At 61.4% G+C, this 26522-nt stretch carries 22 protein-coding genes; 7 read left to right on the plus strand and 15 right to left on the minus strand.

All coding sequences use genetic code 11. The annotated features are described in order from the left end of the window. Window positions 1-2 precede the first annotated feature (2 nt). Window positions 3-461 (minus strand): GatB/YqeY domain-containing protein, encoded by a 459-nt coding sequence (locus ACTRWK_RS01000; RefSeq protein WP_005854179.1) that lies wholly within the window; start codon window positions 459-461, stop codon window positions 3-5. Window positions 462-660: 199 nt separating this feature from the next. Between ACTRWK_RS01000 and carA the strand changes: the two genes are divergently transcribed. Next, complete coding sequence (gene carA, locus ACTRWK_RS01005) at window positions 661-1821, plus strand: glutamine-hydrolyzing carbamoyl-phosphate synthase small subunit (RefSeq protein WP_005854180.1); 1161 nt, start codon at window positions 661-663, stop codon at window positions 1819-1821. A gap of 97 nt (window positions 1822-1918) precedes the next feature. Next, window positions 1919-3835 (plus strand): glycosyltransferase, encoded by a 1917-nt coding sequence (locus tag ACTRWK_RS01010; protein ID WP_340269637.1) that lies wholly within the window; start codon window positions 1919-1921, stop codon window positions 3833-3835. Here ACTRWK_RS01010 and ACTRWK_RS01015 read toward each other — a convergent pair. Beyond that, window positions 3832-4485: a GntR family transcriptional regulator gene (locus ACTRWK_RS01015; RefSeq protein WP_005854182.1), complete on the minus strand. Its 654-nt coding sequence runs from the start codon at window positions 4483-4485 to the stop codon at window positions 3832-3834. The two genes, ACTRWK_RS01010 and ACTRWK_RS01015, sit on opposite strands and share 4 nt — an antisense overlap. Window positions 4486-4583: 98 nt before the next feature. Here ACTRWK_RS01015 and ACTRWK_RS01020 point away from each other — a divergent pair, with 98 nt between their 5' ends. Next, entirely contained in the window at window positions 4584-5231 is a 648-nt protein-coding gene (locus tag ACTRWK_RS01020) for a pyrimidine 5'-nucleotidase (RefSeq protein ID WP_340269635.1), read from the plus strand. A 9-nt stretch (window positions 5232-5240) separates the two neighbouring features. After that, complete coding sequence (locus ACTRWK_RS01025) at window positions 5241-6443, plus strand: UbiH/UbiF family hydroxylase (protein ID WP_289081269.1); 1203 nt, start codon at window positions 5241-5243, stop codon at window positions 6441-6443. 18 nt (window positions 6444-6461) lie between these two features. Here the strand turns inward: ACTRWK_RS01025 and ACTRWK_RS01030 are convergent, their stop codons facing one another. Genes ACTRWK_RS01030 through ACTRWK_RS01040 form a run of 3 tightly spaced genes read right to left on the minus strand, consistent with a single transcriptional unit; the run spans window position 6462 to window position 8552 of the window. Then, entirely contained in the window at window positions 6462-7589 is a 1128-nt protein-coding gene (locus ACTRWK_RS01030; protein ID WP_289081268.1) for an aminotransferase class V-fold PLP-dependent enzyme, read from the minus strand. Between the two features lie 49 nt (window positions 7590-7638). Then, window positions 7639-8100, minus strand: coding sequence for an Lrp/AsnC family transcriptional regulator (locus tag ACTRWK_RS01035; protein WP_005854186.1), 462 nt, complete (start codon window positions 8098-8100; stop codon window positions 7639-7641). Further along, the gene (locus ACTRWK_RS01040) at window positions 8097-8552 is read right to left on the minus strand and encodes an Lrp/AsnC family transcriptional regulator (protein ID WP_037944539.1); all 456 of its coding nucleotides are present in this window, start codon (window positions 8550-8552) and stop codon (window positions 8097-8099) included. The genes ACTRWK_RS01035 and ACTRWK_RS01040 overlap by 4 nt, the downstream gene beginning before the upstream one ends. Before the next feature lie 135 nt (window positions 8553-8687). Between ACTRWK_RS01040 and ilvC the strand changes: the two genes are divergently transcribed. Then, a complete protein-coding gene (gene ilvC, locus ACTRWK_RS01045; RefSeq protein ID WP_009824953.1) occupies window positions 8688-9710 on the plus strand; it encodes a ketol-acid reductoisomerase in 1023 nt (340 codons plus the stop codon). A 104-nt stretch (window positions 9711-9814) separates the two neighbouring features. Beyond that, complete coding sequence (locus tag ACTRWK_RS01050) at window positions 9815-10741, plus strand: DMT family transporter (RefSeq protein ID WP_037944540.1); 927 nt, start codon at window positions 9815-9817, stop codon at window positions 10739-10741. A gap of 120 nt (window positions 10742-10861) precedes the next feature. On the opposite strand, the gene glmM is transcribed toward ACTRWK_RS01050, so the two are convergent. The 8 genes from glmM to ACTRWK_RS01090 form a co-directional block, all read right to left on the minus strand. Further along, on the minus strand, window positions 10862-12208 hold the full coding sequence (gene glmM / locus ACTRWK_RS01055) for a phosphoglucosamine mutase (protein WP_037944541.1): 1347 nt from the start codon (window positions 12206-12208) through the stop codon (window positions 10862-10864). Beyond that, window positions 12205-13221 (minus strand): dihydropteroate synthase, encoded by a 1017-nt coding sequence (folP, locus tag ACTRWK_RS01060; RefSeq protein ID WP_289081267.1) that lies wholly within the window; start codon window positions 13219-13221, stop codon window positions 12205-12207. The genes glmM and folP overlap by 4 nt, the downstream gene beginning before the upstream one ends. A 3-nt stretch (window positions 13222-13224) precedes the next feature. Continuing rightward, a complete protein-coding gene (locus ACTRWK_RS01065; protein WP_037944543.1) occupies window positions 13225-14148 on the minus strand; it encodes a dihydroneopterin aldolase in 924 nt (307 codons plus the stop codon). A gap of 108 nt (window positions 14149-14256) precedes the next feature. Then, window positions 14257-14892: a cell wall hydrolase gene (locus tag ACTRWK_RS01070; protein ID WP_037944544.1), complete on the minus strand. Its 636-nt coding sequence runs from the start codon at window positions 14890-14892 to the stop codon at window positions 14257-14259. Window positions 14893-15020: 128 nt separating this feature from the next. Beyond that, window positions 15021-17543: a putative PEP-binding protein gene (locus tag ACTRWK_RS01075; protein WP_180829350.1), complete on the minus strand. Its 2523-nt coding sequence runs from the start codon at window positions 17541-17543 to the stop codon at window positions 15021-15023. 104 nt (window positions 17544-17647) lie between these two features. Then, window positions 17648-19768, minus strand: coding sequence for a glycine--tRNA ligase subunit beta (gene glyS / locus ACTRWK_RS01080; protein WP_289081266.1), 2121 nt, complete (start codon window positions 19766-19768; stop codon window positions 17648-17650). Window positions 19769-19866: 98 nt separating this feature from the next. Beyond that, entirely contained in the window at window positions 19867-20388 is a 522-nt protein-coding gene (locus tag ACTRWK_RS01085; RefSeq protein WP_064215613.1) for a DUF6446 family protein, read from the minus strand. Beyond that, a complete protein-coding gene (locus tag ACTRWK_RS01090) occupies window positions 20385-21323 on the minus strand; it encodes a glycine--tRNA ligase subunit alpha (RefSeq protein WP_005854198.1) in 939 nt (312 codons plus the stop codon). Before ACTRWK_RS01090 ends, ACTRWK_RS01085 begins: the two co-directional genes overlap by 4 nt. A gap of 157 nt (window positions 21324-21480) precedes the next feature. Here ACTRWK_RS01090 and ACTRWK_RS01095 point away from each other — a divergent pair, with 157 nt between their 5' ends. Next, window positions 21481-23310: a serine protease gene (locus tag ACTRWK_RS01095; RefSeq protein WP_037944550.1), complete on the plus strand. Its 1830-nt coding sequence runs from the start codon at window positions 21481-21483 to the stop codon at window positions 23308-23310. A gap of 72 nt (window positions 23311-23382) precedes the next feature. On the opposite strand, the gene ACTRWK_RS01100 is transcribed toward ACTRWK_RS01095, so the two are convergent. Further along, window positions 23383-24975, minus strand: coding sequence for a 5-guanidino-2-oxopentanoate decarboxylase (locus ACTRWK_RS01100; protein WP_289081263.1), 1593 nt, complete (start codon window positions 24973-24975; stop codon window positions 23383-23385). Then, window positions 24975-26423, minus strand: coding sequence for a TrkH family potassium uptake protein (locus ACTRWK_RS01105; protein WP_037945061.1), 1449 nt, complete (start codon window positions 26421-26423; stop codon window positions 24975-24977). Before ACTRWK_RS01105 ends, ACTRWK_RS01100 begins: the two co-directional genes overlap by 1 nt. Window positions 26424-26522: the final 99 nt, after the last annotated feature.

A 26522-nucleotide genomic window follows, 5' to 3' on the forward strand; every position in this document is an offset into this window, starting at 1 on the left:
CCTTAGCTCAGTCGCTCTTTCACTTTGGGGCCAACCGCGCCAAAATCCATTTGCCCCGTGTACTTACCTTTAAGCAGGCCGATCACCTTACCCATGTCACGGATCGATGTCGCACCCACTTCGGCAATGGCGGCATCGACGGCCTTGGCGGTTTCTTCTTCGGTCAGCTGACGGGGCAGAAACTCTTCGATCACGGCAATCTCTTCACGCTCGCGATCCGCAAGATCAAGCCGCCCGCCCTCTTCATAGGCGCGTACGGATTCCATACGTTGTTTCGCCATTTTACCTAAAATCGCGAGCACTTCGGCATCGCCAACACCCGTGTCGCCCTCATCAGCGCGCGCCGCGATGTCTTTATCCTTGATCGCCGCATTGATCAGCCGCAGGGTCGACAGCCGGTCCGCCGCCTTGTCTTTCATTGCCTGTTTCAGTGCATCCGAGATGCGAGTGCGCAGTACCATTACCATCGTCCTTTTGACCCTAGGGGGTATTAAGCCGTGCAACATAGAGATATTGCGCGGCGCAGGCAATGCCACAAGCCTCGCGCAACATACTGATATTTAACCATATTTCATTTTCAACCTGCTATTGACCCCGACGAACTGCGGCTTTAGGTTGCCACCGTTTAGCTCCATATACCTGCCGCTGGAGGCCCCCGACATGACCGCGACCACATCACCTCGTCCGACTGCCTGCCTGGCGCTAGCGGACGGATCGATTTTCTACGGCATGGGCTTTGGCGCAACGGGAGAGACCGTGGCCGAGCTTTGCTTTAATACAGCGATGACGGGCTATCAGGAAATCATGACCGACCCGTCCTACGCGGGGCAGATCGTGACCTTTACCTTCCCCCACATCGGCAATACCGGTACCAACCCCGAAGATGACGAAACCGGCGATCCGGTCGCAGCGGGGATGGTTGTCAAATGGATGCCCACCGACCCGAGCAACTGGCGTTCGGTCCAGCCGTTGTCCGAATGGCTGGCTTCGCGCGGACGCATCGCGATTGGTGGTATTGATACACGCCGCCTGACCCGCGCCATCCGGCAGCAAGGGGCCCCTCACGCGGCATTGGCGCATAATCCTGACGGCGTTTTCGACGTCGAAGCGCTTGTCGCTGCGGCACGCGGTTTCGCGGGCCTAGAAGGCATGGATCTGGCGAAAGATGTCAGCTGCAAACAATCCTACCGCTGGAATGAAATGCGGTGGGCTTGGCCAGACGGCTATACTGCGCAGGAAAACGCACCTCATAAAGTGGTCGCGATCGACTACGGTGCCAAGCGCAACATCCTGCGCTGCCTTGCCTCGGCCGGCTGCGACGTCACGGTGCTGCCCGCCTCTGCCACGTATGAAGATGTGATGGCGCATAATCCTGACGGTGTTTTCCTGTCGAACGGCCCCGGCGATCCGGCGGCGACCGGCGTGTATGCCGTGCCGATGATCAAGGACGTCATTGAAAAGACAGAGCTTCCGGTTTTCGGCATTTGCCTTGGCCACCAGATGCTTGCGCTGGCTCTTGGGGGGCAGACGGTCAAGATGGGTCACGGTCACCACGGTGCGAACCACCCCGTTAAGGACATTGATACCGGCAAGGTCGAAATCACCTCGATGAACCATGGGTTTGCCGTCGATGCGCAAAGCCTGCCAAGCGGAGTGGTTGAAACGCATCAGTCGCTGTTTGACGGCTCCAACTGCGGCATCCGGATGGAGGGGCGGCCCGTCTGGTCCGTTCAGCACCACCCCGAAGCGAGCCCCGGCCCGCAAGACAGTTTCTATCTGTTTGAACGCTTTGCCGCGGCGATGGCAGAGCGGGCCAGCTAAACCTGATAATTGCGGGCGTTCTCTTCATTCGCAATTAACGTCCCATTAAGTCATCTCTCCCAAGGTGGTCCTATTCCGACAGGAAGGGATTCGCCCGTTGAGCAACCTTGGATTAGAGCTGAAAGCACCCAGTCCCGCGCGTGTGCGCGGGCGCTATCGTCCCTTGGGGCGCATATTGGTCGACGCAGGGTTGATCGATCAGGCCGATCTGGTCCACGCGCTGGAAGCGCAGCGCGATCTGGATGCACCGCTTGGGGAAATCCTTCTGGCTCAAGGGCTTGTCTCGCGCAGTGAAGTGACCAAAGCACTGGCGCTGCAACATCAGATCCAGCAGGTCGACCTTGACGCAGACCCGCCCAAACCGGTGCTTGCGCGCCATCTGTCTGCCGAAGCCAGCTTGCACCATAAGATTGTGCCGTGGCGGCGGATGGGACAAACGCTGTTTGTCGCGACCAGCCGGCCGGATACCCTTCACACCCTTGCGCATGAGGCCTTCGGCAACAGCGATCTGGACATCGTACCGGTGCTGGCAGAACCCGCGCAGATCAACCGTCAGATCACCGCGCTTTACGGGTCCGAGCTGGCCAAACGCGCGGCAGAGCGTGTGCCCCCTCATGAAAGCTGCCGAACATGGCGGGTTGCCGGGCCGCGCCGGCGTATTTGGGCCGCCGGTGTCATTTTTGTCGCGAGCATGCTGTTCGCGTTACTCCCCGCGGTGACGTTTACGGCGTTTGTTCTATGGGCATTGTTCTGCAGTACTATGATCATGACGCTACGATCATCGGCCTTTCTGGCGCGCTGCCTGTGGGGGAACACACCACTGCCTTCAGACCCCGCCGTGCCATCGCCCCCGACACGATGGCCAAAGGTATCGGTTCTCGTCCCTCTTCTGCAAGAGGAGGAGATTGCCAGCGCCTTGATCGCGGCCCTGTCGCAGCTCAGCTATCCCAAGGCGCTGTTGCAGATCGTGCTGGTGCTGGAGGAAGGCGATCAAATGACCCGCGACACCATCGCGCGAACCGAACTGCCCTTCTGGTTCGACGTGATCGAAGTGCCCCAAGCAGGCAAACTGCGCACCAAACCCCGTGCCCTGAACTATGCGCTGGAATTTTGCAGCGGCAGTATTATCGGCGTGTGGGATGCCGAGGACGCGCCGGAGGCCAACCAGATCAACCGCGTTGTACAACATTTTGATAAGGCCCACAAAAACGTTGCTTGTGTGCAGGGCGTTCTGGATTTTTACAATGCGCGCACCAACTGGATCTCGCGCTGTTTCACACTGGAATATGCTACCTGGTGGCGCGTGATCCTACCCGGTGTCGCGCATCTGGGCCTGATCATTCCCCTCGGCGGCACCACATTATTTTTCCGCCGCGCCGCTTTGGAGAAACTGCGGGGCTGGGACGCCCATAATGTCACCGAAGATGCAGATCTTGGCGTCCGCCTCGCGCGGCATGGCTATAAAACCGACCTGCTGCCGACTGTCACTTACGAAGAGGCCAATTTCCGTGCGTGGCCGTGGATCAAACAAAGGTCACGATGGCTGAAAGGCTTCTTGATCACATGGGTCGTGCACAGCCGTGCCCCCTTCCAACTGATCCGTGATGTCGGGCTTATTCGGTTTATGGGCGTGCAGGTACTGTTCCTCGCGACGTTCTGCCAGTTCATCTTTGCCCCCCTGCTCTGGTCTTTCTGCCTACCGCTGTTCGGCGCAGCACATCCTGTCCAGACAACACTGGGCGCTGACGTGTTCTACGGGCTTTTCGGATATTTCCTCTTCGCGGAAATCCTCAATATATCTGTCGCGATGACGGCGGTTTCGGGTCCGCTGCATCGCCACCTTATACCCTGGGCGATCACCCTGCCGTTTTACTTTATTCTCGGCTCTTTCGCGGCCTATAAGGCGCTATACGAATTCGTGGTCACGCCGTTCTATTGGGACAAGACCGAACATGGCGTACCACATAGATCCAGCCCCATCGGTTCTAAGGCGTCACCACTTCGTCCGCCCTAGCCTTCATCTTTGCGCTGTGCCGCTTCTTGCTTGAGCCGCGTCATGAAGGCGACAGAAATATGCGTGCGCAATGCTTCATCCGCACCATCTTCGTCACGCTGTTCGATCATCTGAACAATGCGGTCATGTTCATCCTGCGCGATCGCACCGCGCCCATCCACGGCCAGTGACGATGTCGCCATCAGCGCCATGGACCGGTGCACCAGATCAAGTTGCTGCACCAGATACCGGTTGTGCGACGCGAGATGAATTTGTTTGTGAAAACGGCGGTTCGCACGCGCCAACGCCGCTGGATTGTCGCGAAAAGCGTCGTCTTCCTCGACCATTTCGCGCAATACACGGACTTCTTCAGCGGTGGCGTGACGGGCGGCAAGCCGCGCGGCCAACCCCTCCAACTCGCCGCGTACGACGTAAAGTTCGGCCACCTGATTGTGGTCCAACGATGCAACGATCAGGCTCCGCCCGTCCCGCGCGAGCAGGGATTGCGTCTCAAGCCGTTGTAATGCTTCACGAACCGGCGTTCTTGAGACACCGAAGCGCTCGGCCAATTCACTTTCCACCAACCGATCACCGGGGCGATAGGTGCCCACGTCAATCGCGTCCAGGATCATGGAATAGGCGTCTGTGGGTCCGGAGCGTGGCGTCGTCATGGGTTCTCTTTCAAAAGGCTCCGGCACCTTAGCCCCCGCGTCCAATTGCGCAACCCCGTGATCTTGCGCAGATCATCTGGTCAGCGTAGCAAGTCCCCATGCCACACACCTCTTTTTCTCATGTGAATACTTGGGTCTTTGACCTTGATAACACATTATACCCGCCATCCGCCCGCCTGTTTGACCAGATTGAACAGCGGATGACGCACTGGGTGATGACCGCCTTGAACGTCGATGAGCAGCGCGCGGATTATCTGCGCAGACATTACTGGCAGACCTATGGCACCACGCTGGCCGGGCTGATGCGCGAACACGACCTTGATCCCGGCCCCTATCTGCACGAGGTGCACGAGATCTCCTTTGACGCGCTGATCCCGGATCCCCTGCTTGCCGCGCGGATCGCCGCCCTGCCGGGGCGCCGGATCATCTATACCAACGGCACTGCCCCCTACGCCGAAAAAGTCATTGCCGCACGGGGGCTTTCGGGCCTGTTCGATGCCATCTACGGCGTTGAACACGCGTCATTTTTACCCAAACCCGAACGCGCGGCCTACGACCTGATATTTGCCGCCGACGCATTGACCCCAACCAACGCCGTGATGTTCGAGGACGACCCCCGCAACCTAATCGCCCCGCATGACATGGGGATGGGCACCGTCCATGTGGCCGAGCACCCCGCCCCCGCGCCGCATATCCATTTCCACACCGATGATCTTTCGGCTTTTCTTGCACAGATCACGGGCTAACTGACGGGCATGACTATGGCATGTGATATCTTGATTTCGGGCGGCGGCATTGCCGGTTTGACGGCGGCAGCGGCTTTCGGCACCGCGGGTTTCAACGTGGTCTGCGTCGACCCCACGCCCCCCGTCACCGATGGTGCGGCGAAAGGGGCCGACATGCGCTCTACTGCGATGCTGCAACCGGCGCGCCGCGTGCTTGAGGCAGCGGGCATCTGGGCCCATCTGGAAGAACATGCCGCACCGTTGCAGGTGATGCGTATTGTGGATGCGGGCGGTGACGGCGATGCACCGGTGACCAGCCGCGCTTTTGATGCTGCCGATATCTCGGACCAACCGTTCGGCTGGAACTTCCCGAACTGGCTGCTAAGGCGTGCGCTTCTGGAGCGGCTAGAGGCTTTGCCGAACGTCGATTTCCGCCCCGGCACCGCAACCACCAGCTTGTTCACCCGCACCACCGGCGCACGCGTAAGCCTCAGCGATGGCACGAAAATTTCGACAAAGCTCGTGATTGCCGCAGACGGGCGCGACAGCCCCATGCGCGACGCCGCCGGCATTGAGGTTACCCGCCAAAGCTATGGCCAAAAGGCGCTTGCCTTTGCCGTGACACACCCGATCCCGCATGAAAACGTGTCGACCGAGGTGCACCGCAGCGGGGGCCCCTTCACCCTTGTACCCCTGCCCGATCGCGACGGTCTGCCCTGCTCTGCCGTGGTGTGGATGGATGACGGCGCGTCCTGCCTTGCGCGGATGGCGCTTGACGCAGATGCGTTTTCCCAAGCCGCGACCGACCGCAGTGCCCATGTGCTCGGCCCGTTGACGCTGGCCTCCGAACGGGCGATCTGGCCGATCATCAGCCAGCATGCCGCGCGTCTCTCTGCCGAACGCGTCGCCCTGATTGCAGAAGCCGCCCATGTGATGCCCCCCATCGGCGCGCAGGGGTTGAACATGTCGCTGCAAGACATCGCAACGCTGCTGGAACTGGCGCAAAAGCACGGCGCTGATCTGGGCAGCCAGCACATGCTGGACGCCTACCACAAGGCGCGTTTTGGCGATATTCAGCTGCGCTTGCGCGGCATCGACCTCTTGAACCGCGCCAGTCAGGCGACAACGCCACTGGCCCGCGATGCCCGTGCCAAAGGGCTCAGCGCGCTATATGCCCTGCCCCCCGTACGGCGCATGTTGATGGAGATGGGCTTGGGCATGCGGCAGGGCTGACCTGCCGCGCGCCTTTATTTACAGTACCTTATCGACCACGGCTGCCAACCGCGCCAGCGTGGCATCGACGTCGTAAAGCTTATCCAGACCGAACAGCCCCAGACGGAAGGTCTGGAAATCCTCCGGCTCGTCACACATCAAGGGCACGCCAGCGGCGATCTGCATCCCTTCGGCAGCAAAGGCCTTGCCGTTTTGCACGGAGGGATCCGCAGTATAGCTCACCACCACCCCCGGCGCGCCAAAACCTTCCGCCGCGACAGAGGTAACGCCCCTCTCCGCCAGCATCTTGCGCACGGAATCCCCCAGACGCCACTGCGCCTCTTTCAGACGGTCAAAGCCGTAGGATTTCGTCTCAAGCATGGTATCGCGGAATTGACGTAGCGCATCGGTCGGCATGGTCGCGTGATAGGCGTGGCCGCCATCTTCATAGGCTTTCATAATGCTATGCCACTTGGCTAGATCGATGGCAAAACTGTCCGATGTTGTCTCTCCCATGCGTGCAACCGCGCGATCCGACATCATGACCAGCCCGGCAGAGGGCGAAGCGCTCCAGCCTTTTTGCGGCGCAGAGAGCAATACGTCGACGCCAAGCGCCTTCATATCCACCCATGCGCAGCCCGACGCGATGCAATCCAGCACCACCAGCGCGCCGACGGCATGGGCCGCTTCTGCCATCTGCTTGATATAGTCATCGGGCAGGATCACCCCCGCACTGGTCTCCACATGAGGTGCGAAAACCACCTGCGGCTTATGCGTCTCGATGGCCTTGACGACGTCATCAATCGGGCTTGGGGCGAACGGCGCGGGCGTGCTGTTGCCCTGCATCTGCGCCTTCATGACGTTGGCATTGCCGGTCAGATCGCCGCTCTCGATGATCTGGCTCCACCGATAGGAGAACCAGCCGTTGCGCACGACCAGCACCTCGGCCCCCCGTGCGAACTGGCGGGCGACCGCCTCCATCCCATAGGTCCCGCCCCCGGGGACGACAGCCACGGCATCGGCCTTGTATACGTCCTTAAGCAGAGTGCTGATGTCGCGCATGACCTCTTGGAACACGGCGCTCATATGGTTCAAGGACCGGTCGGTGAACACGACCGAAAACTCTTCAAGCCCTTCCGGGTCAACTGAATTTAGCAAAGCGGGCATGATATCCTCCTGATGGTTTCGCGCGAACATAGCCCCTCGCGTGGTAAAGTCACAGGCCCAATGGTCCGGTCAGTCGTTCCTCGCTTAGAAGCACATTTGCCTCGACGGCCCCCGCCCCCGGCAGGGTCATGATCCGCCGCCGCAGCACCCGTTCGAAATCCGCCAGATCCCGCGCAACAACCCGTAAACGGTAGTCATATAGCCCTAGAACATGCTCCACTGTTTGGACCTCGGGGATAGCACTGACGGCGCGTTCGAAATCCTCCAGGCTAACCCGCCCTTTGGTCGCAAGCTTGACGCCGAGAAAGACGGTGACGCCGAACCCCAATGCCTCGCGGTTCAAGCGCAGCCTCTTGCCGCGCAGGATGCCTGCCTCCTCCAACCGTTTGATCCGACGCCAAGTGGCAGGCTGCGACAGCCCCAGATGACGCCCCAGGGCACCGGCGCTTTGTGTGGCATCGCGCGCAAGCGACCGGATCAGCCGGTGGTCCACCTCATCGAGCGTGATCATAGCGGCAACGCCTCCTCTGACTTGATCCGCGCCACATGCATCAGCGCCTCGATATCGGCAATATGCGGCAAGGTCAGAATACCCTCCCGGTAAATCTGCTGATAATGCGCCATATCCCGCGCTATTACCGATAGGCGCACATCCACCCGCCCCAGAAAGGTCTGGAGCTCGATCACCTCAGGCAGTTGGCGTGCCTCTTCAAGAAAGCGGTCAAAGGCATTGCCCTGTGTCTTGTCCAAAGTGATGCGCAAGGACACTTCGACCGTGTAGCCCAATGCCGCCCAATCGACGACAGCCGCCACCCCCTGAACGATACCGGCTTCCTGCATGCGCGTGATCCGCCGCGACACCTTACCCGCTGTCAGCCCCGTAAGGTCGGCCAACTCCGCCGGCGACAACCCCGCATCCGCTTGCCAGTGGCGCAGAAGTCGTCGATCCATATCATCAAGCATGATTTTTCCATTTTTACTGCATACCGCGCATTACCATCTTCATTTTTCCAAATAAACTCACAATTCCGCAATAGTATCTCGCAGCAGCTTCGATATGGTCTCCCTAGATTTCAACGAACCCGAAAGGACGCCCCAATGCGCGTTTATTACGACCGTGACTGCGATGTGAACCTGATCAAGGACAAGAAAGTCGCCATCCTCGGCTATGGCTCCCAGGGCCACGCCCACGCGCTGAACCTGCGTGATTCCGGTGCGAAAAACCTCGTCGTTGCGCTGCGCGAAGGCTCCGCTTCGAAAGCGAAAGCCGAAGGCGAAGGCCTGAAAGTCATGGAAATCGCCGAAGCTGCGGCTTGGGCCGATGTGATCATGTTCACCATGCCCGACGAATTGCAGGCTGAAACCTACAAGAAATACGTGCACGATAACATCCGCGAAGGCGCTGCAATCGCATTCGCCCACGGCCTGAACGTCCACTTTGGCCTGATCGAACCCAAACCCGGCGTTGATGTGATCATGATGGCCCCCAAAGGCCCGGGCCACACTGTGCGCGGCGAATACACCAAAGGCGGCGGCGTGCCTTGCCTGGTTGCGGTAGACACCGATGCCACCGGCAAAGCGCTGGAAATCGGCCTGTCCTACTGCTCCGCCATCGGTGGCGGCCGTTCCGGCATCATCGAAACCAACTTCCGCGAAGAATGTGAAACCGATCTGTTCGGCGAACAGGCTGTTCTGTGCGGCGGTATCGTTGAACTGATCCGCTGTGGCTTTGAAACACTGGTCGAAGCCGGCTACGAGCCCGAAATGGCCTATTTCGAATGTCTGCACGAAACCAAGCTGATCGTTGACCTGATCTATGAAGGCGGCATCGCCAACATGGACTACTCGATCTCGAACACAGCGGAATACGGCCAATACGTCTCCGGCCCGCGCATCCTGCCCTACGACGAGACCAAAGCGCGCATGAAAGCCGTTCTCAGCGACATCCAGTCGGGCAAATTCGTGCGTGACTTCATGCTGGAAAACTCCGTCGGTCAGCCCACGCTGAAATCCTCGCGTCGCGCCAATGACGAACATCAGATCGAAGTCGTCGGCGGCAAGCTGCGCGAAATGATGCCCTGGATCTCTGCCGGCAAGATGGTCGACAAATCCAAGAACTGATCGCCATTGCAGCGATGTGGAAAGGCCCGGTTCTGCACCGGGCCTTTTCTTTTGCGCAACCGGCTGTCACATCTGGCGGGCCGAGAGTTCCCACAGGATATGTCATGCCGGACGCGCCCCAGATCACCAAATCCAGCTGGCTGATGATCCTGCTGCTTGCCTTCATCTGGGGAGGCACGTTTCTGGTGACCGAAATCGCTTTGACTGAAATGCCACCCTTCTGGATCGCGGCCACACGTGTCGGGTTCGCGGCCACCGTGATGGTGGTAATCTGGGCTCTGCGCGGGTTTCGGCTCTTTACCCAATCCCCCACCCGCGGCGACATCGCGGCCGTGATCTTTATCGGTGCCGCCAGCTCTGCCGTGCCGTTCAGCCTGCTCGCATGGGGTCAGCAATATGTCACCTCGGGATTCGCGGGGGTGACCATGGCCGCGACGGCGCTGATCATCCTGCCGCTCGCGCATTTCTTCGTTCCGGGCGAAGCGATGAGCCCGCGCAAGGTGATCGGGTTTGCCCTGGGCTTTGTCGGCGTTGTCATCCTGATCGGCGCGCAAGCCTTTGAAAGCACTGGCACCGCGCTTGAAACCCAAGGCCGTCTGGCCTGCCTGGGTGCGGCGGGGTGCTACGCCACCAGCTCGATCATCATGCGCCGCCTGCCCGCGGTGGACGCGATCGGCCTTGCGACCATCCTGCTGATCATTGCCACCTGCATCACCGTTCCCATGGCAATCATCATCGAAGGTCTGCCGCCCCGCCCCTCGCCGTCCATCTTCGCGGCGCTGGCGTTTCTGGGCCTGATCCCCACCGCCGCCGCGAATTTCCTGCGCGTGCTGGTGATCCGCAGTGCTGGCCCGGTGTTTATGTCACTGGTGAACTACCAAGTCCCCGTCTGGTCCGTCTGCCTCGGTGCGCTCTTGCTGAACGAACCGCTGCCGCCATCCCTGCTCTACGCGATGGTGCTGATCCTCTCGGGCGTCGCGCTCAGCCAATATGGCGCGTTCCGCCGGCTGTTCACCCGCACGCGCGCCTAGCTTCCAAATGGCTCTAAATCCTCGCCGAAGGCATCCCACAGCCACCGCAGGCGGCGCGTCCCGCGAGGGCAAGGCAGGGCCGCTGCGCAGGACATCCCCGCCAGCAGCCCTGCGATCAGCTTAAGGTGCGACAGCCGCCGTGACCGCATCCACCACAGAATCGACAGCGCGTTCCATCAGCTGCGCGTCTTCATGTTCTGCCATCACACGCACCAGCGGCTCGGTACCGGATTTGCGGATCAGCAAACGCCCCTGACCAGCCAGATCGGCTTCGGCCTGTGCGATGGCCCCTTGCACCTGCGCGTCTTCCAACGGCACCTGACCGGCAGAAAACCTTACGTTCTTAAGCAGTTGCGGCACGGGTTCAAAGTTGTTCAGCAGCTCGGAGGAGGTCTTCTCCGACCGGATCATCTCTGCCAGAAACTGCAGCCCCGCCATCAGACCGTCACCCGTGGTGGCGTGGTCGGTCATGACGATATGGCCCGATTGCTCGCCGCCCAGATTGAAGCCGCCTTCGCGCATCCGCTCGACCACATAGCGGTCGCCCACGGACGTCCGCTCAAGCCGTAGCCCCTTGCCCTGCAAGAAGTGTTCAAGGCCAAGGTTACTCATCACGGTGGCAACTAGGGCGCCATTGGCCAGCCGGTCTTCGGCCGCCCAACGGGACGCCATAAGGGCCATGAATTGATCCCCGTCACCGACCTTTCCGGTTTCGTCAATCAGGATCACGCGGTCCGCGTCGCCATCCAGGCAAATGCCCACATGGGCACCGTGCTCTACCACCGCCGCTGCGGCGCGTTCGGGGTGGGTCGAGCCACAATTCTCGTTGATATTGAAACCGTTCGGCGACACGCCAATCTCGATCACCTCGGCCCCCAGTTCCCATAGGGTTTCGGGTGCGACGCGGTGTGCGGCCCCATTGGCGCAGTCGATCACGACCTTCAGCCCGTCCAGACGCATCTGGCGCGGGAACGATGACTTCACCCGCTCGACATAGCGGAACCGCCCGTCATCGATCCGCTTGGCACGGCCGATCTTGTCGGCGGGGTTCAACTCCACACCGCCTTCGATCAACGCCTCGATCTCTGCCTCCACAGCGTCGCTCAACTTGAACCCGTCGGGGCCGAAGAACTTTATGCCATTGTCCGTCGCCGGATTGTGGCTGGCCGAGATCATGACCCCCAGATCAGCCCGCATCGACCGCGTCAGCAGCCCGACCGCAGGCGTAGGCACCGGCCCCAGCAGCAGCACATTCATCCCCGAGGACGTCAGCCCCGCCGTCAGCGCGTTTTCGAACATATAGCCCGACAACCGCGTGTCCTTACCAATCACCACACGGTGCACACCGTCACGACCCGCGCTGAAATAGCGCCCCACAGCGGCCCCGATTTTCAGGGCGACCTCGGCTGTCATCGGATGCACATTGGCCTTTCCGCGAATACCGTCTGTTCCAAATAATTTTGTCATAAAATGCTCCCAAAATATGCGGCATGCCACAGAGCGACCGCTTGGCGGGTGTCGTCAACGTCATGCACACGGATCATTTGCACACCCTGCGCCAATCCTGCAAGCGCCACGGCGATCGACCCCGGCGCGCGGTCCTGAGCCTGCGGCGCGTTGCCGATCGTTCCGATGAACCGTTTGCGCGACACGCCTAGCAGGATAGGCGTCCCCAAAGCGTGAAACAGGCTCAGCCGCGCCAGCAGAGCCAGATTGTGATCCTGCGTCTTGCCAAACCCGATGCCCGGGTCCGCCAGAATGGCCCCCCGCGGGATGCCTGATGCCTCTAGGATGCTGATCTGCCGCTCCAGCGCGTCAAAAACATCAAGCAGCACGTTATCATACTGTGGGTCCAGATGCATGGTCGCGGGATCGCCTTGGGCATGCATAACGCAAACCGGCAGCGCCAGTTTTTGACACAGGGGCCCAAGCGCGGGATCAAAGGTGAAGCCCGAGACGTCGTTTACCAGATTGCCACCAGCGTTGACCGCGGCCTCGGCCACGGCGGCCTTGCGGGTATCGATGGAGATCGGCGTGTGCAGCCCCGCCCCCCGCAGCGCGGCGATGACGGGAGCGGTGCGCGTGATCTCTTCGGAGACGTGCACAAAATCCGCGCCGGGGCGCGTGGACTCGCCGCCAATGTCCAGAATATCCGCGCCGGCGGCCACCATCTCTTGTGCGACGCGCAGCGCATCGGGTACGGCATTATGCTGCCCCCCGTCCGAGAAACTATCGGGCGTCGTGTTCAGAATGCCCATGATGCGCGGGCGGTCCAGCGTCAGCCCTGCCATCGTGGGACGGGGCGCGGTCAGCCGTGCCATCACGCTTGCCGGGATATCGGCCGCGGGCACAACACGGGCCGGCGTGCGACGCGACAAGACCTCGGCATGGGTGAACCAGCCCCACCCCCCCGCGAGAGACACCGCAGTATCAGGCCGCGCGGGGCCGATCTGGACGAGAGGTCGAAAGTAATCGGTCATGTCTCACAGCCTGCCCTGGTCCACCGCTACGGCGCGCAGCGGAACAGAGGCGTCAGCCGGCAGGTCCGCCCCGATCACCAACATCTCTGTCGCGTCGAAGCTGGCGGCGAACCACGCGGCCAAGGCCACTGCATCGCGCGGCTGCGCCGACGGGGTATCCACACTATCAAGCACGATCTTCGACGGGGCCCAAACGCTCGTCTGGCCGTTCTTCATTGCCCAATCCAGCTCTGTCCGCGTCGCCACCACAACGCAGCGATCATCCTTTGCGGCCAGCACCCAAGCGTTCTGTTCAATCGCCAGCAGATCAATGCGACGCTGCGCCATTTTATGCCCGACCTGCGGCGCGGCGGTGTCCGATGCGCCGACACATAGGATCAGGGGCCGCCCCATCTGGTGCAACTGGTCCAGCCACCCCGCCAGATGCGGCGAGGCGATGGCATCATTGCTCAGATAGACCAGCTCGGGGTGTGGCACCTCGCGCGCCTCGGCCTGACTGTCGGGGGTATCATCACGGGCGCGCACGATCTCGACGCCCAAAGCACCGGGGCCACGGTCCAGCTTTTCGATGCGCACAAACACCCGCATCGCCTGCCGTTCCAGCAGGATACGATCCGCGACCCGTTCGGCCAGCGTCTCGAGCAGGTTCAGCCGTTCGTCCGACAGCTCGTAGGCGATGGCCTCGGTCACGCGGTCGTAGGACAGGATACGGTCCACATCGTCGTCGACGGGGCCGGTCAGCGGCTGCACCTCGACGACGACATTGAAACAGATGCGCTGCGTTACACCACGTTCGGCCTGGAAGGCACCGATCTCGACCTCAACGATATGATCGCGCAGGGAAATCCGGTCCAGAGGTTCAGGCCCCGCCGTCGCAGCAGCGCGTTCGGACGGGTGCGCAAAGGCAAGCCGCGTGTCACTTGTCATGGGTTTGGGCCTTTGCTTGTCTCACTCGCAAACGATCCTAGACCGTTTGCGCGGATGTACCAAAGCCAGACACGGCTGGCCAGCCATCAAAGACGACAGAAACGCCGCTTAGTTCGACGCGGTCTGAACGCCGTCACGATAGAACATATGCACGCCGATCTTGGTGGTGCGGGTAAAGACGCGCGACCAACGAGGGCTTACGGCGGTGGTATGATAATACGTCGCCCCCCCTGTCAGCGATGGTGCCTTGCCGTCCAGCACCGCCCGCGCGACCTTGCCGACCTGCGCATAGGCGCGCGGTTCGGCGATCACTTCGGCATTGCCGTCGCAGGTGTAGGTGAACTGACACTGGTATTTGCGACCTGTTCCCTGATTGATCACGCTGCACAAAGACCCGGGAAACTGCGCGGATTTCACACGGTTCATGATCACTTCGGCCACCGCGAACTGGCCCTTGACCGTCTCACCGCGCGCTTCAAAGTACAGCGCCTCTGCCAGACAGCGCCATTGTTCGCCGCCCGATGCTTTCGGCTGTTCAGCCAGCCATGCGCGGGTGAACTCCACCTCGCTTGCGTTGTTCGATGCGATCATGCTTTCCAGACGTTCCGACCCGACAGAGCGTAGCCCTTTGGCTTCGATGTCAGCCAGTGCTTTGGCCTGTTGCGGGCTGGCGGACGCCACGGCAGGAGCAAGCAAAGACAGCGCCAGCAGGGCGCAGGACGAGAATTTCTGAAAAGAACGCATTGAGCGCCTCGCAAGTAGTTTCGGACAGCGCCCCCTACCCAAACTGGCACCAAGCGTAAACCCTGCCGAAACCGCCTGCGCGGGAACCCGCACAGAAAAACAACATCTAGGCGATCAGCCGCGCAAAACTACCCGATCTTGTCCGCGATTGCGAGCTGTGCCGCCGCCAATCTGGCCACCGGAACACGGAAAGGTGAGCAAGAAACGTAGTCGAAACCCGCTGCACGGCAAAAAGCAATCGATTCGGGGTTGCCGCCGTGCTCTCCGCAGATCGACAAGGTAATCCCAGGTTGTGCTTCCCGCCCCCGCGCGGCACCAAGCTGAAGCAGCTCTCCGACGCCATCACGGTCCAGCATATGGAACGGATCTTCGGGGAAAACGCCCTGCTGCACGTAGGTCGACATGAACCGTCCCGCGTCATCTCGGCTCAACCCATAGGTCATCTGCGTCAGGTCGTTTGTCCCGAAGCTGAGGAAGGAACAATGGGGCGAAATCTCTCCGGCGCGCAGGGCGGCACGGGGCGTTTCGACCATCACGCCCAAACGGTAGGTAAAGCTCGCGCCGCGTTCGGATTTCACCGCCGTTGCGATTTTGTCGACGCTGGCTTTGATCAGCTCAACCTCGCGTTTGGCCGACACAAGCGGGATCATGATCTCGGGCACCACGGGGTCGCCGTCGCGGCTGGCTTCGATCGTGGCCTCGAAGATCGCGCGGGCCTGCATCTCGTAGATTTCGGGCACCGTCACGCCAAGACGCACGCCGCGCAGGCCGAGCATCGGGTTATATTCGGTCATCGCCTCGATCCGGCGGGTCACGTTGGACAGCGGCAAATCCAGCGCCTCGGCCAGATCGCGTTGACCGGTTCGGGTCGAGGGCAGGAATTCGTGCAAGGGCGGATCGAACAGACGGATGCACACCGGCTGACCCTGCATGATGCGGAAAAGCTGAATGAAATCATCGCGTTGCATTGGCAGCAACCGCTCTAGCACGGCGCGACGGCCTTCGCTGGTATCGGCAAAGATCATCTCGCGCATCACGGTCAGGCGGCTGGGGTCAAAGAACATATGCTCTGTCCGGCACAGCCCGATCCCCTGCGCGTCGAAATTGCGCGCGGTTTGTGCGTCGGCCGGGGTGTCGGCGTTGGCACGTATCCCGATGTCGGCAGCGTCTTCGGCCCAGGACATGAGCTTTTGGAAGGTCGCGTCCAGCAGCGGCTCAAGCATATCCGCGGCCCCGCACAGCACCTCTCCCGAGGTGCCGTCGAGGGTGATTTCATCGCCTGCCTTGAACATCCGCCCGTCAGGGGCCGTGATCACCCCCTTGACGAGATCGAACCGCATCGACGAGGCACCAACGACGCAGGGCAAGCCCATGCCCCGCCCGATCACCGCGGCGTGGCTGGTGATGCCACCGCGTTCGGTCAGCACGGCTTGGGCGGCATGCATCCCCCGAATATCCTCGGGCGAGGTTTCGCGGCGCACCAGAATACATTTCTCGCCCCGTGCGGCACTGGCTTGCGCGTCATTCGCGTTGAACACGATCCGGCCGGTGGCGGCACCGGGGCTGGCGGCAATGCCGCGCCCGATCACATCGCGTTTCACCCGTGGGTCAACCTGCCGGTGCAACAGCTCTGTCAGGGTGCGGGGCTGGACACGCATCAGCGCCTCTTCGCGGGGGATGATCCCTTCGTCCGCCAGCGCCACTGCGATCCGCACCGCCGCCCGCGAGGACCGCGACACGCGCACGCCATCAAGGATAAACAACTCTCCGTCAGAGATGACAAATTCCACCTGCATCTCGGCGCGCAGCCGGACCCGCATCAGCGCCGCGTGCTGTTTGAGCATCTCGAAAGCTTCGGGGGCGTGTTCCTCAAGCGACGGTCCGCGTGGATCGCGCGTCAGGTAAAGCGCATCGGCGGTGTCCTGCAAGGCGTCGCGCCCCTGCGACTGGCTCAGGTACCGCCCGGTGATCTGTGGCAAGCCGGTGGTGCTGTCCACCAGTTGCAACACGCCCGAGCCGCAAATTCCCGTGCCCACACCGAACACCATCTGCTGCACGATCAGGCCCAGCCCCGCATCTGCAGGCGCCCCCTTGGCCTGGCGCAACAGCCGCGCCGAGGTGCCCTCCCACGCCCGCGCCATGGAACTGAGCACGGCGGTCAACTGGGTCACACGGTCCTGGGGGAAGCTTTCTTCGGTCTCAAGCTCGTAGGCCCGCAGGGATTGCAGCAGCGCCTCGCGCCCATCGCCTTCGACGTCGTCGAACATATCGGGGTCCAAACGCGCCACATTGACGGCATAGGATTGCACGAAACGGGTATAAAGCGCCGATGCGGGCCCCTCGCCCATGCGTTCGCAATAGTCGGCATAGCGGTCATCGTTCATGCCGATGTTCATCACCGCCCCCGGCCCGCCCCAATCCGGGTCCTGGCTAGAGGGGCGCACGCATAGCAGCGCGTCTTGGGGGAATTCATCGGCGACCGCTTGCAGATCGGGGATCTGCCCCTGCGCGATCTCGAGCACGACATCGAAGGGCAGCGCCACGGTGCGCGGCACCGGCAGATCAAGACGGACCAGACGTTGCAGACATTTCGCACGCCCCCCATGCGTATCATTCGCGATGGGGGCGGTTTGGGTCACAAGGGTTGTCATGGCGGTTTTCTGCACTGCGGCACCTTTTGGTTCCTGCGCAGCATAGGCTTTCGCCGTGGTGTGGCAAGGCGTGATCGCCTTGCCCACGTGTCGGGTCTGCTGCGTTACCCGTCGATTTTCGTCAGATCCGCGACCGAGCTACAGATCGTGCGGATACGGCTGAGCAGGTTCAACCGGTTGCGCCGGACCGTCGCATTGTCCGCGTTCACCTGCACCGCATCAAAGAACGCATCAATCGGGCCGCGCAAGGACGCCATCGCGGACATGGCTGTGCCGAAATCCTGTGCCTCCATCGCCGGTTTGATCTGCGCCTCTGCGGTATCAAGGGCGGCAAACAACGCGCGCTCTTCTACCGTCTCGGCAAATTTGATATCCGCCCCGAAAGAGTATTCCACCCCATCCGCGTCCTCGGCCTGGCTCAGGATATTGTTGGCGCGCTTGAACCCCTGGATCAGGTTTTCCCCGTCATCGGTTTTCAGCGTCTCGCTCAGCGCCTTCGCGCGTTTGACAAGCAGGGTCAGGTCGTCGTTGCCGTCCGTCGCACCAGCAGGTGCGCCATCAGAAGAACTGATGCAAGCGTCGATGATGTCATGACGGACGCCTTGGTCTTTGAGGTAGACCTTCAGGCGGTCGTGGAGGAAGGAGAGGAGGTTTTCTGCCGTCTCTTCGGCGCTTCCGGCAGCCGGTGCAGGGGCTTGAGACAAATGCTCAAGGATGGTGTCACGCAGTTTCATTGACACATCATTCTCAACCAAAATCCGAATGACGCCCAAGGCCGCGCGACGCAGCGCGAACGGGTCTTTGCTTCCGGTCGGTTTTTCGTCGATCGCCCAGAAGCCGGTCAGCTTGTCGATTTTCTCTGCCAGCGCCACGGCGATGGACACGGGCGCGGTTGGCACGTCGTCGGATGGCCCCAGCGGCGCATAGTGGTCTTGGGCGGCGGCGGCGATAGCTTCGGACTTGCCGGCGGCTTTGGCATAGTAGCTGCCCATAAGCCCCTGAAGTTCGGGGAATTCATAGACCATTTCGGACGACAGATCGGCCTTGGCGAAACGGGCGGCGGCACGGGCCTCTTCTGCGTCGGCCCCGACCATCGGGGCGAGCTCCCCAGCCAGTGCTTCCATGCGCGAGATCAGCTCTGCCTGTGTGCCCAGCTTGTTGTGGAAGGTCACGTTGGACAGACGGTCCACCCAGGTCTGCATCCCCGCATCCGATTGCGCGATGCGCAGATCGTTTTCCCAGAAGAATTTAGCATCCGACAGGCGCGCAGAGAGCACTTTTTCATTGCCCGCCAGAATGGTCGCGCCATCGTCGGCGGTGGTGCGGTTGGCGACGGTGACAAAGCGTTCGATGCGGCCCGACTTGGGGTTGCGCACGGAAAAGAACTTCTGGTGCTCTTTCATCGAGGTTTGCAGCACCTCGGGCGGCAGGCCAAGGAAATCATCGCCAATCTGCCCCATCAGCACGACGGGATATTCCACCAGCCCTGCGACCTCGGCCAGCAGCCCCGCATCCTCGACCACCTCAAGCCCGTTGGCAAAGGCCATATTGGTCGCGTCGTTCCAGATCGTATCGCGCCGCTCTGCCGGGTCGAGCACGACAAAGGCGCGTTTCAGCTTGGCGCTGTAATCGTCAAAGCTGCTGACGGTAATTGTATCGGGGGCCAAAAAGCGGTGCCCGCGCGTGGTGTCGCCTGCGGTGATCCCGTCGATGGTCAAGGGCACGGTCTGCGCGCCATCCTCGGCTGACAGGATACACAGGATCGAGTGCAACGGGCGCACCCACCGCAAGCTGCCACTGCCCCACCGCATGGATTTGGGCCAAGGGAAATTGCGAATGGTGGTTTCCAGCACTTCTGCCACGATCTCGGCTGCGGGGCGGCCCGGCTTGTTGATCATGGCAAACAGGATCTTGCCCTTGGGCGTGTCGCGCTCTTCCAGCTGGTCGCGGGTCAGCCCCGCACCGCGCAGAAACCCTTCGATGGCTTTTTCCGGCGCGTCGGCCTTGGGGCCTTTGCGTTCCTCGACCAGCGACGGGCTGGCGTCCAGCATCCCCTCGATCGTCAGGGTCAGACGACGCGGCGTCGAAAAGGCCGCGGCAGAGGCATAGGTCAGCCCCGCATCCACCAGACCGTTCGTCACCAGTTTCTTTAGATCATCCGCCGCGCGCGCCTGCATGCGGGCGGGAATTTCTTCCGAGAAAAGCTCTATCAGGAGGTCGGGCATGGGTTCGTACCTTTCGGGGCCGCGTGTCGCTTGGGTGCGGTTAAATATGTGTCGCGCAAACAGCGCTTATGTCAAAGGGCCGGTCGATCCGGGGCGGATCAGTCGGCGGGGCGTTCCGGGCAAGCTTCGCCCACGACGGTGCCATCATAGGCTTTGTCGCCACAATCGTTCAGCTCGTGCCAGACATAGCCGCGCCCGTCCGAAGTGATCGCAACGATACGGTCAACGCCGAAATGCACGTTCTTCTGCCCCAGAAAGGTCAGCGCCGTGCCTGCCTCGATCTCTTCTGCGATGGCTTTGGCGTCGAAACAGTCGAACCAACCCGGAGCATTGCGCGGCGTGACCTCGTCGCTGACGACATAGGTTTCGGACAGCATGGCGAGGCTAAGCGAGGTGTCGAAACATGCGCGGTAGCGGATGGGCGAGCTGTCAGCGTCGATGGCGCGGAAATTGTCGGTCAGGATCGGCTCGGACGCATTGCTCGAGATCGACACCAGCGAGACGCCCTCATCCGGTGCCGGTGCCTCGTGATAATAGCCGTAGACCTGTAGATAATAAAGCGCGAGACCCGCAATGGCTGCTGCAACCAAGATGACGCCTCCTACAATTTTACCGTTCATGCCGCGTTTTCCGACCAACCGCCGGCCCGTGTCTGAACAAAGGCGTCGGCGCAGGCTTTGGCAAGGGTGCGTACCCGCCCGATATAGGCCTGACGCTCTGTCACCGAGATGACACCGCGTGCGTCCAGCAGGTTGAAAATATGGCTCGCCTTGATGCATTGGTCATAGGCGGGGTGCGCCATCACGATGCGCTTGCCGGTCTTGGGGTCCACGGCGTCTTGCGCAAGGATCGCCTTGCACTCGTTCTCGGCCTCGACAAAGTGGTCCAGCAGCACGTCGGTATTGGCGACATCAAAGTTCCAGCGGGCGTATTCTTCCTCGGTCTGTTTGAACACATCACCATAGGTCAGCGGGATCGGCGCGTCGGGGCTGTTAAAGGGCATGTCCATCACGTGATCGACGCCCAGAACATACATCGCCAAACGCTCGAGCCCGTAGGTCAACTCTCCCGACACAGGGTGGCAATCATGGCCGCCGACCTGCTGGAAATAGGTGAACTGCGACACTTCCATGCCGTCACACCAGACTTCCCAGCCCAGTCCCCATGCGCCCAAAGTGGGGCTTTCCCAGTCATCCTCGACAAAGCGGATGTCATGCAGCGCCATATCAATCCCGATCGCCTCAAGCGATCCGAGGTAGAGCTCTTGCAGGTTGGGCGGGCTGGGTTTGATCAGTGCCTGAAACTGGTAGTAATGCTGCAGACGGTTGGGGTTTTCCCCATAGCGCCCGTCGGTCGGACGGCGCGAGGGCTGCACATAGGCGGCGGCCCAAGGGTTGGTGCCAAGCGCGCGCAGGGTCGTTGCCGGGTGGAACGTACCCGCACCGACTTCCATGTCGTAGGGTTGCAGGACCGCACAGCCCTGACGTGCCCAATAGGACTGTAGGGCGAGGATGATTTCCTGAAATGAACGGGGGCGCTGGACCGGGTCGGACATAAGATTTTGCCTTTGCTGCTGCGCGCCTTTCCTAAGGTGCTGTCGCGGTAGGGTCAATTGGCAGCTTTGTGATGATTTGCGCTGTCTCAAGCATGGTATTTTGCACAGGTTCCTGCTTATCTACTGCAAGTTTAAATCCTTGAGAGCACCCATACCTATGACGCGACTGTTTGCGGCCCTGATCGCCGCCTTGTTTATTGCCCCGTTTGCCTTTGCACAGTCTGCCGATGATGTGGTTTGGATACAGGTCGAAGCCCAGCCCAATCTGGCCGCGGCGACCGATCGCGCACGTGCCTATAGCGCCAATCTTGAGGATGTGAACGGCTTTGCCTTGGGCGGCAGCTGGTATGGAATCGCGGTCGGCCCCTATCGCCGTGATGACGCAGAGCTGTTGTTGCGCCGCTACCGCCGCGACGGGGTGATTCCGCGCGACAGCTTTATCCAGCTTTCTGAACGGTTCCAGCAGCAGTTCTGGCCCGTGGGCGCGAACGTCCTGAACATTCCGCTGATCGCACCGGTTGACCCTGCATCCCCCACCGATACGCAGACAGACAGTGAGATCACGCAAACCACCCTGCCCCCCGCCAGCGAAGCGCTGGAGCAAGAGAACACCGCCACCGTAGAGGTAGAAACCACGCAAGTCCCCGTCCTGCCCGAACCACCACGTGACGAAACCCTGGCCGAAGCGCGCGCCAGCGAACGGGAGCTTGACCGCGAGGCGCGCGAACAGCTGCAGGTCGCGCTGAAGTGGGCCGGGTTTTACAATGCCTCTATCGACGGTGCCTTCGGGCGGGGTACGCGGGGGTCTATGGCCGATTGGCAAGGGGCCAACGGCTATGACGCCACCGGCGTGCTGACAACGCTGCAACGCGCCGCCCTTCTGAAACAATATAACGCCGTGCTCGAAGGTCTGGGCCTGCAGGTCGTGCGCAACGCCGACGCCGGGATCGAGATGGTGATGCCGACCAAGATCGTGGGGTTTGACCGGTTCGAGCCCCCCTTCGCCCATTACAATGGCACCGGCGACATCGACGCGCGGGTTCTGCTGATCAGTCAGGCGGGCGATCAAGATACGCTCTTTGGCCTGTATGACATCATGCAGACCCTTGAAATCGTCCCCGAAGAAGGCCCGCGCGAGCGGAAGTCCGACAGTTTCGAGCTGATCGGCGAGAACGGCCGCATCGTCAGCCAGACGCAGGTGTCGCTGCAGAATGGCGAGATCAAGGGCTTCACCCTCATCTGGCCCGCCGGGGACGAAGACCGCCGCCGCCGCGTGATTGCCGAGATGACGAAATCCTTCACCCGCCTGCCCGGTACGCTGGATGCCGCAGCGGGGGGGGGCGACCGTCAGGCTGTCGATCTGGTGTCAGGTCTGCAAATCCGGTCGCCGAAAATCTCGCGCTCGGGCTTCTTCATTGATGGGCGCGGTACTGTTGCCACCACATCCGAGGCGGTGCAAAGCTGTGGTCGGCTGACGCTGGACGACGAGACAGAGCTTGATGTGGTTGTTGACGATGCGGCCAGCGGGGTCAGCCTGCTGAAACCCCGCGCAGCGCTTTCGCCCCTGGATGTGGCGGCGTTCAACACCGTGCCCCCCCGTTTGCAATCCGAAATCGCGGTTGCGGGTTTCCCCTATGAAGGCGTGCTCGGATCTGCGACGGTGACCTATGGCACGCTGGCCGATGTGCGTGGGCTGCAAGGCGAAGAGAACATCGCCCGCCTTGCGCTAGAAGCCCGCAGCGGTGACGCGGGTGGTCCGATTCTGGATCGTGACGGGCGGGTCTTGGGCATGTTGCTGCCCCGTGCCAATGGCGCACGCGAATTGCCCGAAGATGTCGCGTTTGCGGTTGAATCCAAGGTCATCGCAGAGCTCGCGCAAAAGGCCGGTGTCACCGTTGATACCACGGCCAGCAGCACCACGATCAAGCCGCAGGACCTGCGTGAAAAAGCCAAGGGCATGACCGTACTGGTCAGCTGTTGGGAATAAAGAAAACCCCGATCTCCCGTTTAACGGAGGATCGGGGTCAGTCGTTTGAACCGCTTCGGGCAGCGCCCTTGATCAGACTGCGGTCTGGGGCGTCAGATAGATCAACGTCGGGCGGTCGGCCTTGAAGGCTTGCGCCAAGACCTCTGGCAGCTCCTCCAGCGATTTCGGTGCCGCAGCATAGGCTCCGTAGGCTTCGGCCAGTTTGCAAAAATCGGGATTGTGAGCGATGACCGCGTTTGGCGCGATCTGCGCGCGGGTCATGCTGTCTTCGATTTCGCCCAGTTTGCCATTGTCCCACAGGATGATCGGCAGCGGCAGCCCCAGCTCTACCGCAGCCCCCAGTTCCTGCACCGTGTATTGAAAGCCATAATCCCCGATGATCGCCATGGTCGGCAGTCCGGGCCGGCCAATGGCCCCACCAATCGCAGCAGGTGTTGCGTAGCCAAGCGTGCCGAACCCGTAAGGATGATGCCAATATCCAGGCCGGTCCATCTCCCAGACCTCTGTCGCGGCATAGGCGAATTGGGTCATGTCCGAGTAGATCATCGTGCCTTCGGGCGTCGCAGCCTTGACCGCCTCCACCACGGCAAGGATGCCCGGACGTTCCATATCCACTTCTGACCGCCAGCGTTTGCGCCAGCCTGCCACCTCGGCCGCATTCCAACCAGCTGCTGTGCGTTCGTCCGGCAAGGCAGCGTCAAGCGCGGCCATTACCTGTACCGCATCACCAAGGATGGCAAACGGTGCCGCCTGCGGGTCCGCCAGAACCAGCGGATCAATATCAACGCGCACCAGCTCGCCGGAATGGCCCAGGTAATCGCGCCAGAGGTCCACCTCTGCCAGTTCGGTCCCGACGGCGATCACAAGATCCGCCTGCGCGATCACATCCACGCTGCTTTCCCGCGCGAGATAGGCCCCGAAATGCAGCGGCGCTCCGGGCGAGACGATGCCGCGTCCGGCATAGGTCGTCAGGCTCGCCGCCTGCCAGCGGGCCAGCAGGGCGTCAACGTTTTGAACGCCAACGGCACCACCGCCAAAAATGAACAGCGGCTTTTGCGCTGCGGCCAGCTTTTGCGCCAGAAGGTCGATCTGCGCAGGGGGCACCGCCGGCAAGGTCGCGCTGACGGCAAGGGCGTGCGCGGGGGCGGCCTCCGCCTCCAGCAGGTGAATGGGAACAGAAATATGCTTCGACCGCGGGCGGCTGGTGGCAAATTCGGTCAGGGCGCGGTCAATCAGCTGGTAGGCCGCCGGTGCCGTCAGCGCCGTTTCGGACCAGTCGCACACGGTTTCCGCCGCCGCGCGCTGGTCTTTCATCTGGTGCAGCTGCCCCTTACGCGCCGCCGTTTCATCCAGACAGGAGGACAACACCAGCACCGGCACGGAATCGCTGTAGGCCTGCCCCATCGGCGTCATCACATTGCACAGCCCCGGGCCGGTGATCACATAGGCGACCCCCGGCTTGCCTGTGGCCCGGGCATAGCCATCTGCCATAAAGCCCGCCCCCTGTTCGTGCCGCGCCAGCACATGGGTCAGCCCTGCTTCCTCGATCCCGCGGTACATCTCTTGGTTATGCACGCCGGGGATGCCAAAGATCACCTCTACCCCGCGAGACTTGAGCATATGCGAAATCTGTGCCCCCAAAGGACGGGTTTGTACTGCGCTCATTAAGCTCTCCAGAATTTGAATGTCAGAATGACGTATACCGCCATAAGCTCCAGCCGCCCGACCAGCATTGCGGCGGTCAGTATCCATTTGGCTGTGTCGTTAAGGGTGCTGAAATTGCCCGCCGGCCCGATGATCTTGCCCAGACCCGGCCCGATGTTCCCCAGGGCCGCCCCCGCCCCCGAGATCGAGGTCACGAAATCCAGCCCCGTCATGCTGAGCGCCACGGCCACCAGCCCTAGTGTCAGCGTGAAGAACATAAAAAACGACATGACCGAGATCATGACATCGCCGCTGATCGGGCGTCCGTCATAGCGCGGGGTAAAGATGCCGTGGGGTGACCGGATTCGCTGCAACTGCGCACGGATGGATGCGAACAACAGCTGATAGCGGAAGATCTTGATCGAACAGGCGGTGGACCCCGCGCAGCCGCCAATCAGCCCCGTAAAGAAAAACAGCGCCACGGGAAACGGCCCCCAGGTCATATAATCGACCGAGGCAAAGCCCGTGCCCGAAATGATTGAAGTGATATTGAACAGCGCCTCGCGCAGGGATTGCTCCCAATGATGCGGAAAGACCGACTGAATAGAGATAAAGATCAGCCCCACCAGCACCGCAATCGTCAGCAAGAAACCCTTTACCTGCGGATCACGATGCAGGGCCAATGGATTGCCGTTCAGCAGTTGCACGTAGCGCACGAAAGGCAACGCCGCGAGCACCATGAAGATCGACGCCGCATATTCCGCATTGCCGCTAAAGGTACCGAAAGAGGCATCATAATTCGAAAACCCGCCCGTAGACACGGTGGTCAGCGCGTGGACCGTCGCGTCAAAGACGTTCATCCCCAAGGTCAGATAGGTCAGCGCGCAGGCGAAGGTCAGCCAGACATAAATGACCGAGATCTGGCTGGCGATCTGCCCGGCCCGTGGCAGGATTTTACCAAAGGTATCAAAAGCTTCCGACTTGAAGATCTGCATACCACCGACGCGCAGTTCGGGCAGGAACACCATCGCCACAACAATGATACCGATGCCGCCCAGCCACTGCAGGATCGCGCGCCACAACAACAGCCCCTTGGGCAGATCATCAAGACCGGAAAACACCGTTGATCCGGTGGTGGTCATGCCCGACATGGCCTCGAACACCGCATCGACGAAACGCGCCTCTGTCGCGCCCAGCATGAACGGCAAAGCGCCGAAGAGCGGCAGCATCAGCCACACGGCCGTCGTCAACAAAAAGGTCTGCTGGATCGTCAGCCCTTCCCTGACCCCGTTGGCACAGGCCAGCGCGATCATGCTGCCCCCCAGCATGGTGATCAGCCCGGCCTCGACGAAGACGGGCCAATGGCCGCGCCCTTCGGCAATATCGACCAACATTGGCACGATCATCGCGATGCCAAGCACCGACACCAAAAGGCCGATGACATATCCAACTGGGCGCAAATCCAACATCTGCGCAGCGTTGGCGCGGCGGCGCGCCGGTGTCAAGGACACGCCCTGCGGTAAAACGCAAAACGGCCCGGGCAAGACACACCCGGGCCGTCAATACTC

The organism is Sulfitobacter sp. G5_S2_6_S6, from assembly GCF_054968505.1.

What these genes read in the sequence shown, in the direction of transcription:
- ACTRWK_RS01085 (WP_064215613.1), bottom strand. Translation starts at nt 20,388, where the DNA reads ATGAACGGTAAAATTGTAGGAGGCGTCATCTTGGTTGCAGCAGCCATT.
- ACTRWK_RS01100 (WP_289081263.1), bottom strand. Translation starts at nt 24,975, where the DNA reads ATGAGCGCAGTACAAACCCGTCCTTTGGGGGCACAGATTTCGCATATG.
- folP (WP_289081267.1), bottom strand. Translation starts at nt 13,221, where the DNA reads ATGACCGATTACTTTCGACCTCTCGTCCAGATCGGCCCCGCGCGGCCT.
- ilvC (WP_009824953.1), top strand. Translation starts at nt 8,688, where the DNA reads ATGCGCGTTTATTACGACCGTGACTGCGATGTGAACCTGATCAAGGAC.
- glyS (WP_289081266.1), bottom strand. Translation starts at nt 19,768, where the DNA reads ATGCCCGACCTCCTGATAGAGCTTTTCTCGGAAGAAATTCCCGCCCGC.
- ACTRWK_RS01020 (WP_340269635.1), top strand. Translation starts at nt 4,584, where the DNA reads ATGCCACACACCTCTTTTTCTCATGTGAATACTTGGGTCTTTGACCTT.
- glmM (WP_037944541.1), bottom strand. Translation starts at nt 12,208, where the DNA reads ATGACAAAATTATTTGGAACAGACGGTATTCGCGGAAAGGCCAATGTG.
- ACTRWK_RS01030 (WP_289081268.1), bottom strand. Translation starts at nt 7,589, where the DNA reads ATGCCCGCTTTGCTAAATTCAGTTGACCCGGAAGGGCTTGAAGAGTTT.
- ACTRWK_RS01065 (WP_037944543.1), bottom strand. Translation starts at nt 14,148, where the DNA reads ATGACAAGTGACACGCGGCTTGCCTTTGCGCACCCGTCCGAACGCGCT.
- ACTRWK_RS01025 (WP_289081269.1), top strand. Translation starts at nt 5,241, where the DNA reads ATGACTATGGCATGTGATATCTTGATTTCGGGCGGCGGCATTGCCGGT.
- ACTRWK_RS01090 (WP_005854198.1), bottom strand. Translation starts at nt 21,323, where the DNA reads ATGTCCGACCCGGTCCAGCGCCCCCGTTCATTTCAGGAAATCATCCTC.
- ACTRWK_RS01040 (WP_037944539.1), bottom strand. Translation starts at nt 8,552, where the DNA reads ATGCTTGATGATATGGATCGACGACTTCTGCGCCACTGGCAAGCGGAT.
- ACTRWK_RS01015 (WP_005854182.1), bottom strand. Translation starts at nt 4,485, where the DNA reads ATGACGACGCCACGCTCCGGACCCACAGACGCCTATTCCATGATCCTG.
- ACTRWK_RS01105 (WP_037945061.1), bottom strand. Translation starts at nt 26,423, where the DNA reads ATGTTGGATTTGCGCCCAGTTGGATATGTCATCGGCCTTTTGGTGTCG.
- ACTRWK_RS01035 (WP_005854186.1), bottom strand. Translation starts at nt 8,100, where the DNA reads ATGATCACGCTCGATGAGGTGGACCACCGGCTGATCCGGTCGCTTGCG.
- ACTRWK_RS01000 (WP_005854179.1), bottom strand. Translation starts at nt 461, where the DNA reads ATGGTACTGCGCACTCGCATCTCGGATGCACTGAAACAGGCAATGAAA.
- ACTRWK_RS01050 (WP_037944540.1), top strand. Translation starts at nt 9,815, where the DNA reads ATGCCGGACGCGCCCCAGATCACCAAATCCAGCTGGCTGATGATCCTG.
- carA (WP_005854180.1), top strand. Translation starts at nt 661, where the DNA reads ATGACCGCGACCACATCACCTCGTCCGACTGCCTGCCTGGCGCTAGCG.
- ACTRWK_RS01095 (WP_037944550.1), top strand. Translation starts at nt 21,481, where the DNA reads ATGACGCGACTGTTTGCGGCCCTGATCGCCGCCTTGTTTATTGCCCCG.
- ACTRWK_RS01075 (WP_180829350.1), bottom strand. Translation starts at nt 17,543, where the DNA reads ATGACAACCCTTGTGACCCAAACCGCCCCCATCGCGAATGATACGCAT.
- ACTRWK_RS01070 (WP_037944544.1), bottom strand. Translation starts at nt 14,892, where the DNA reads ATGCGTTCTTTTCAGAAATTCTCGTCCTGCGCCCTGCTGGCGCTGTCT.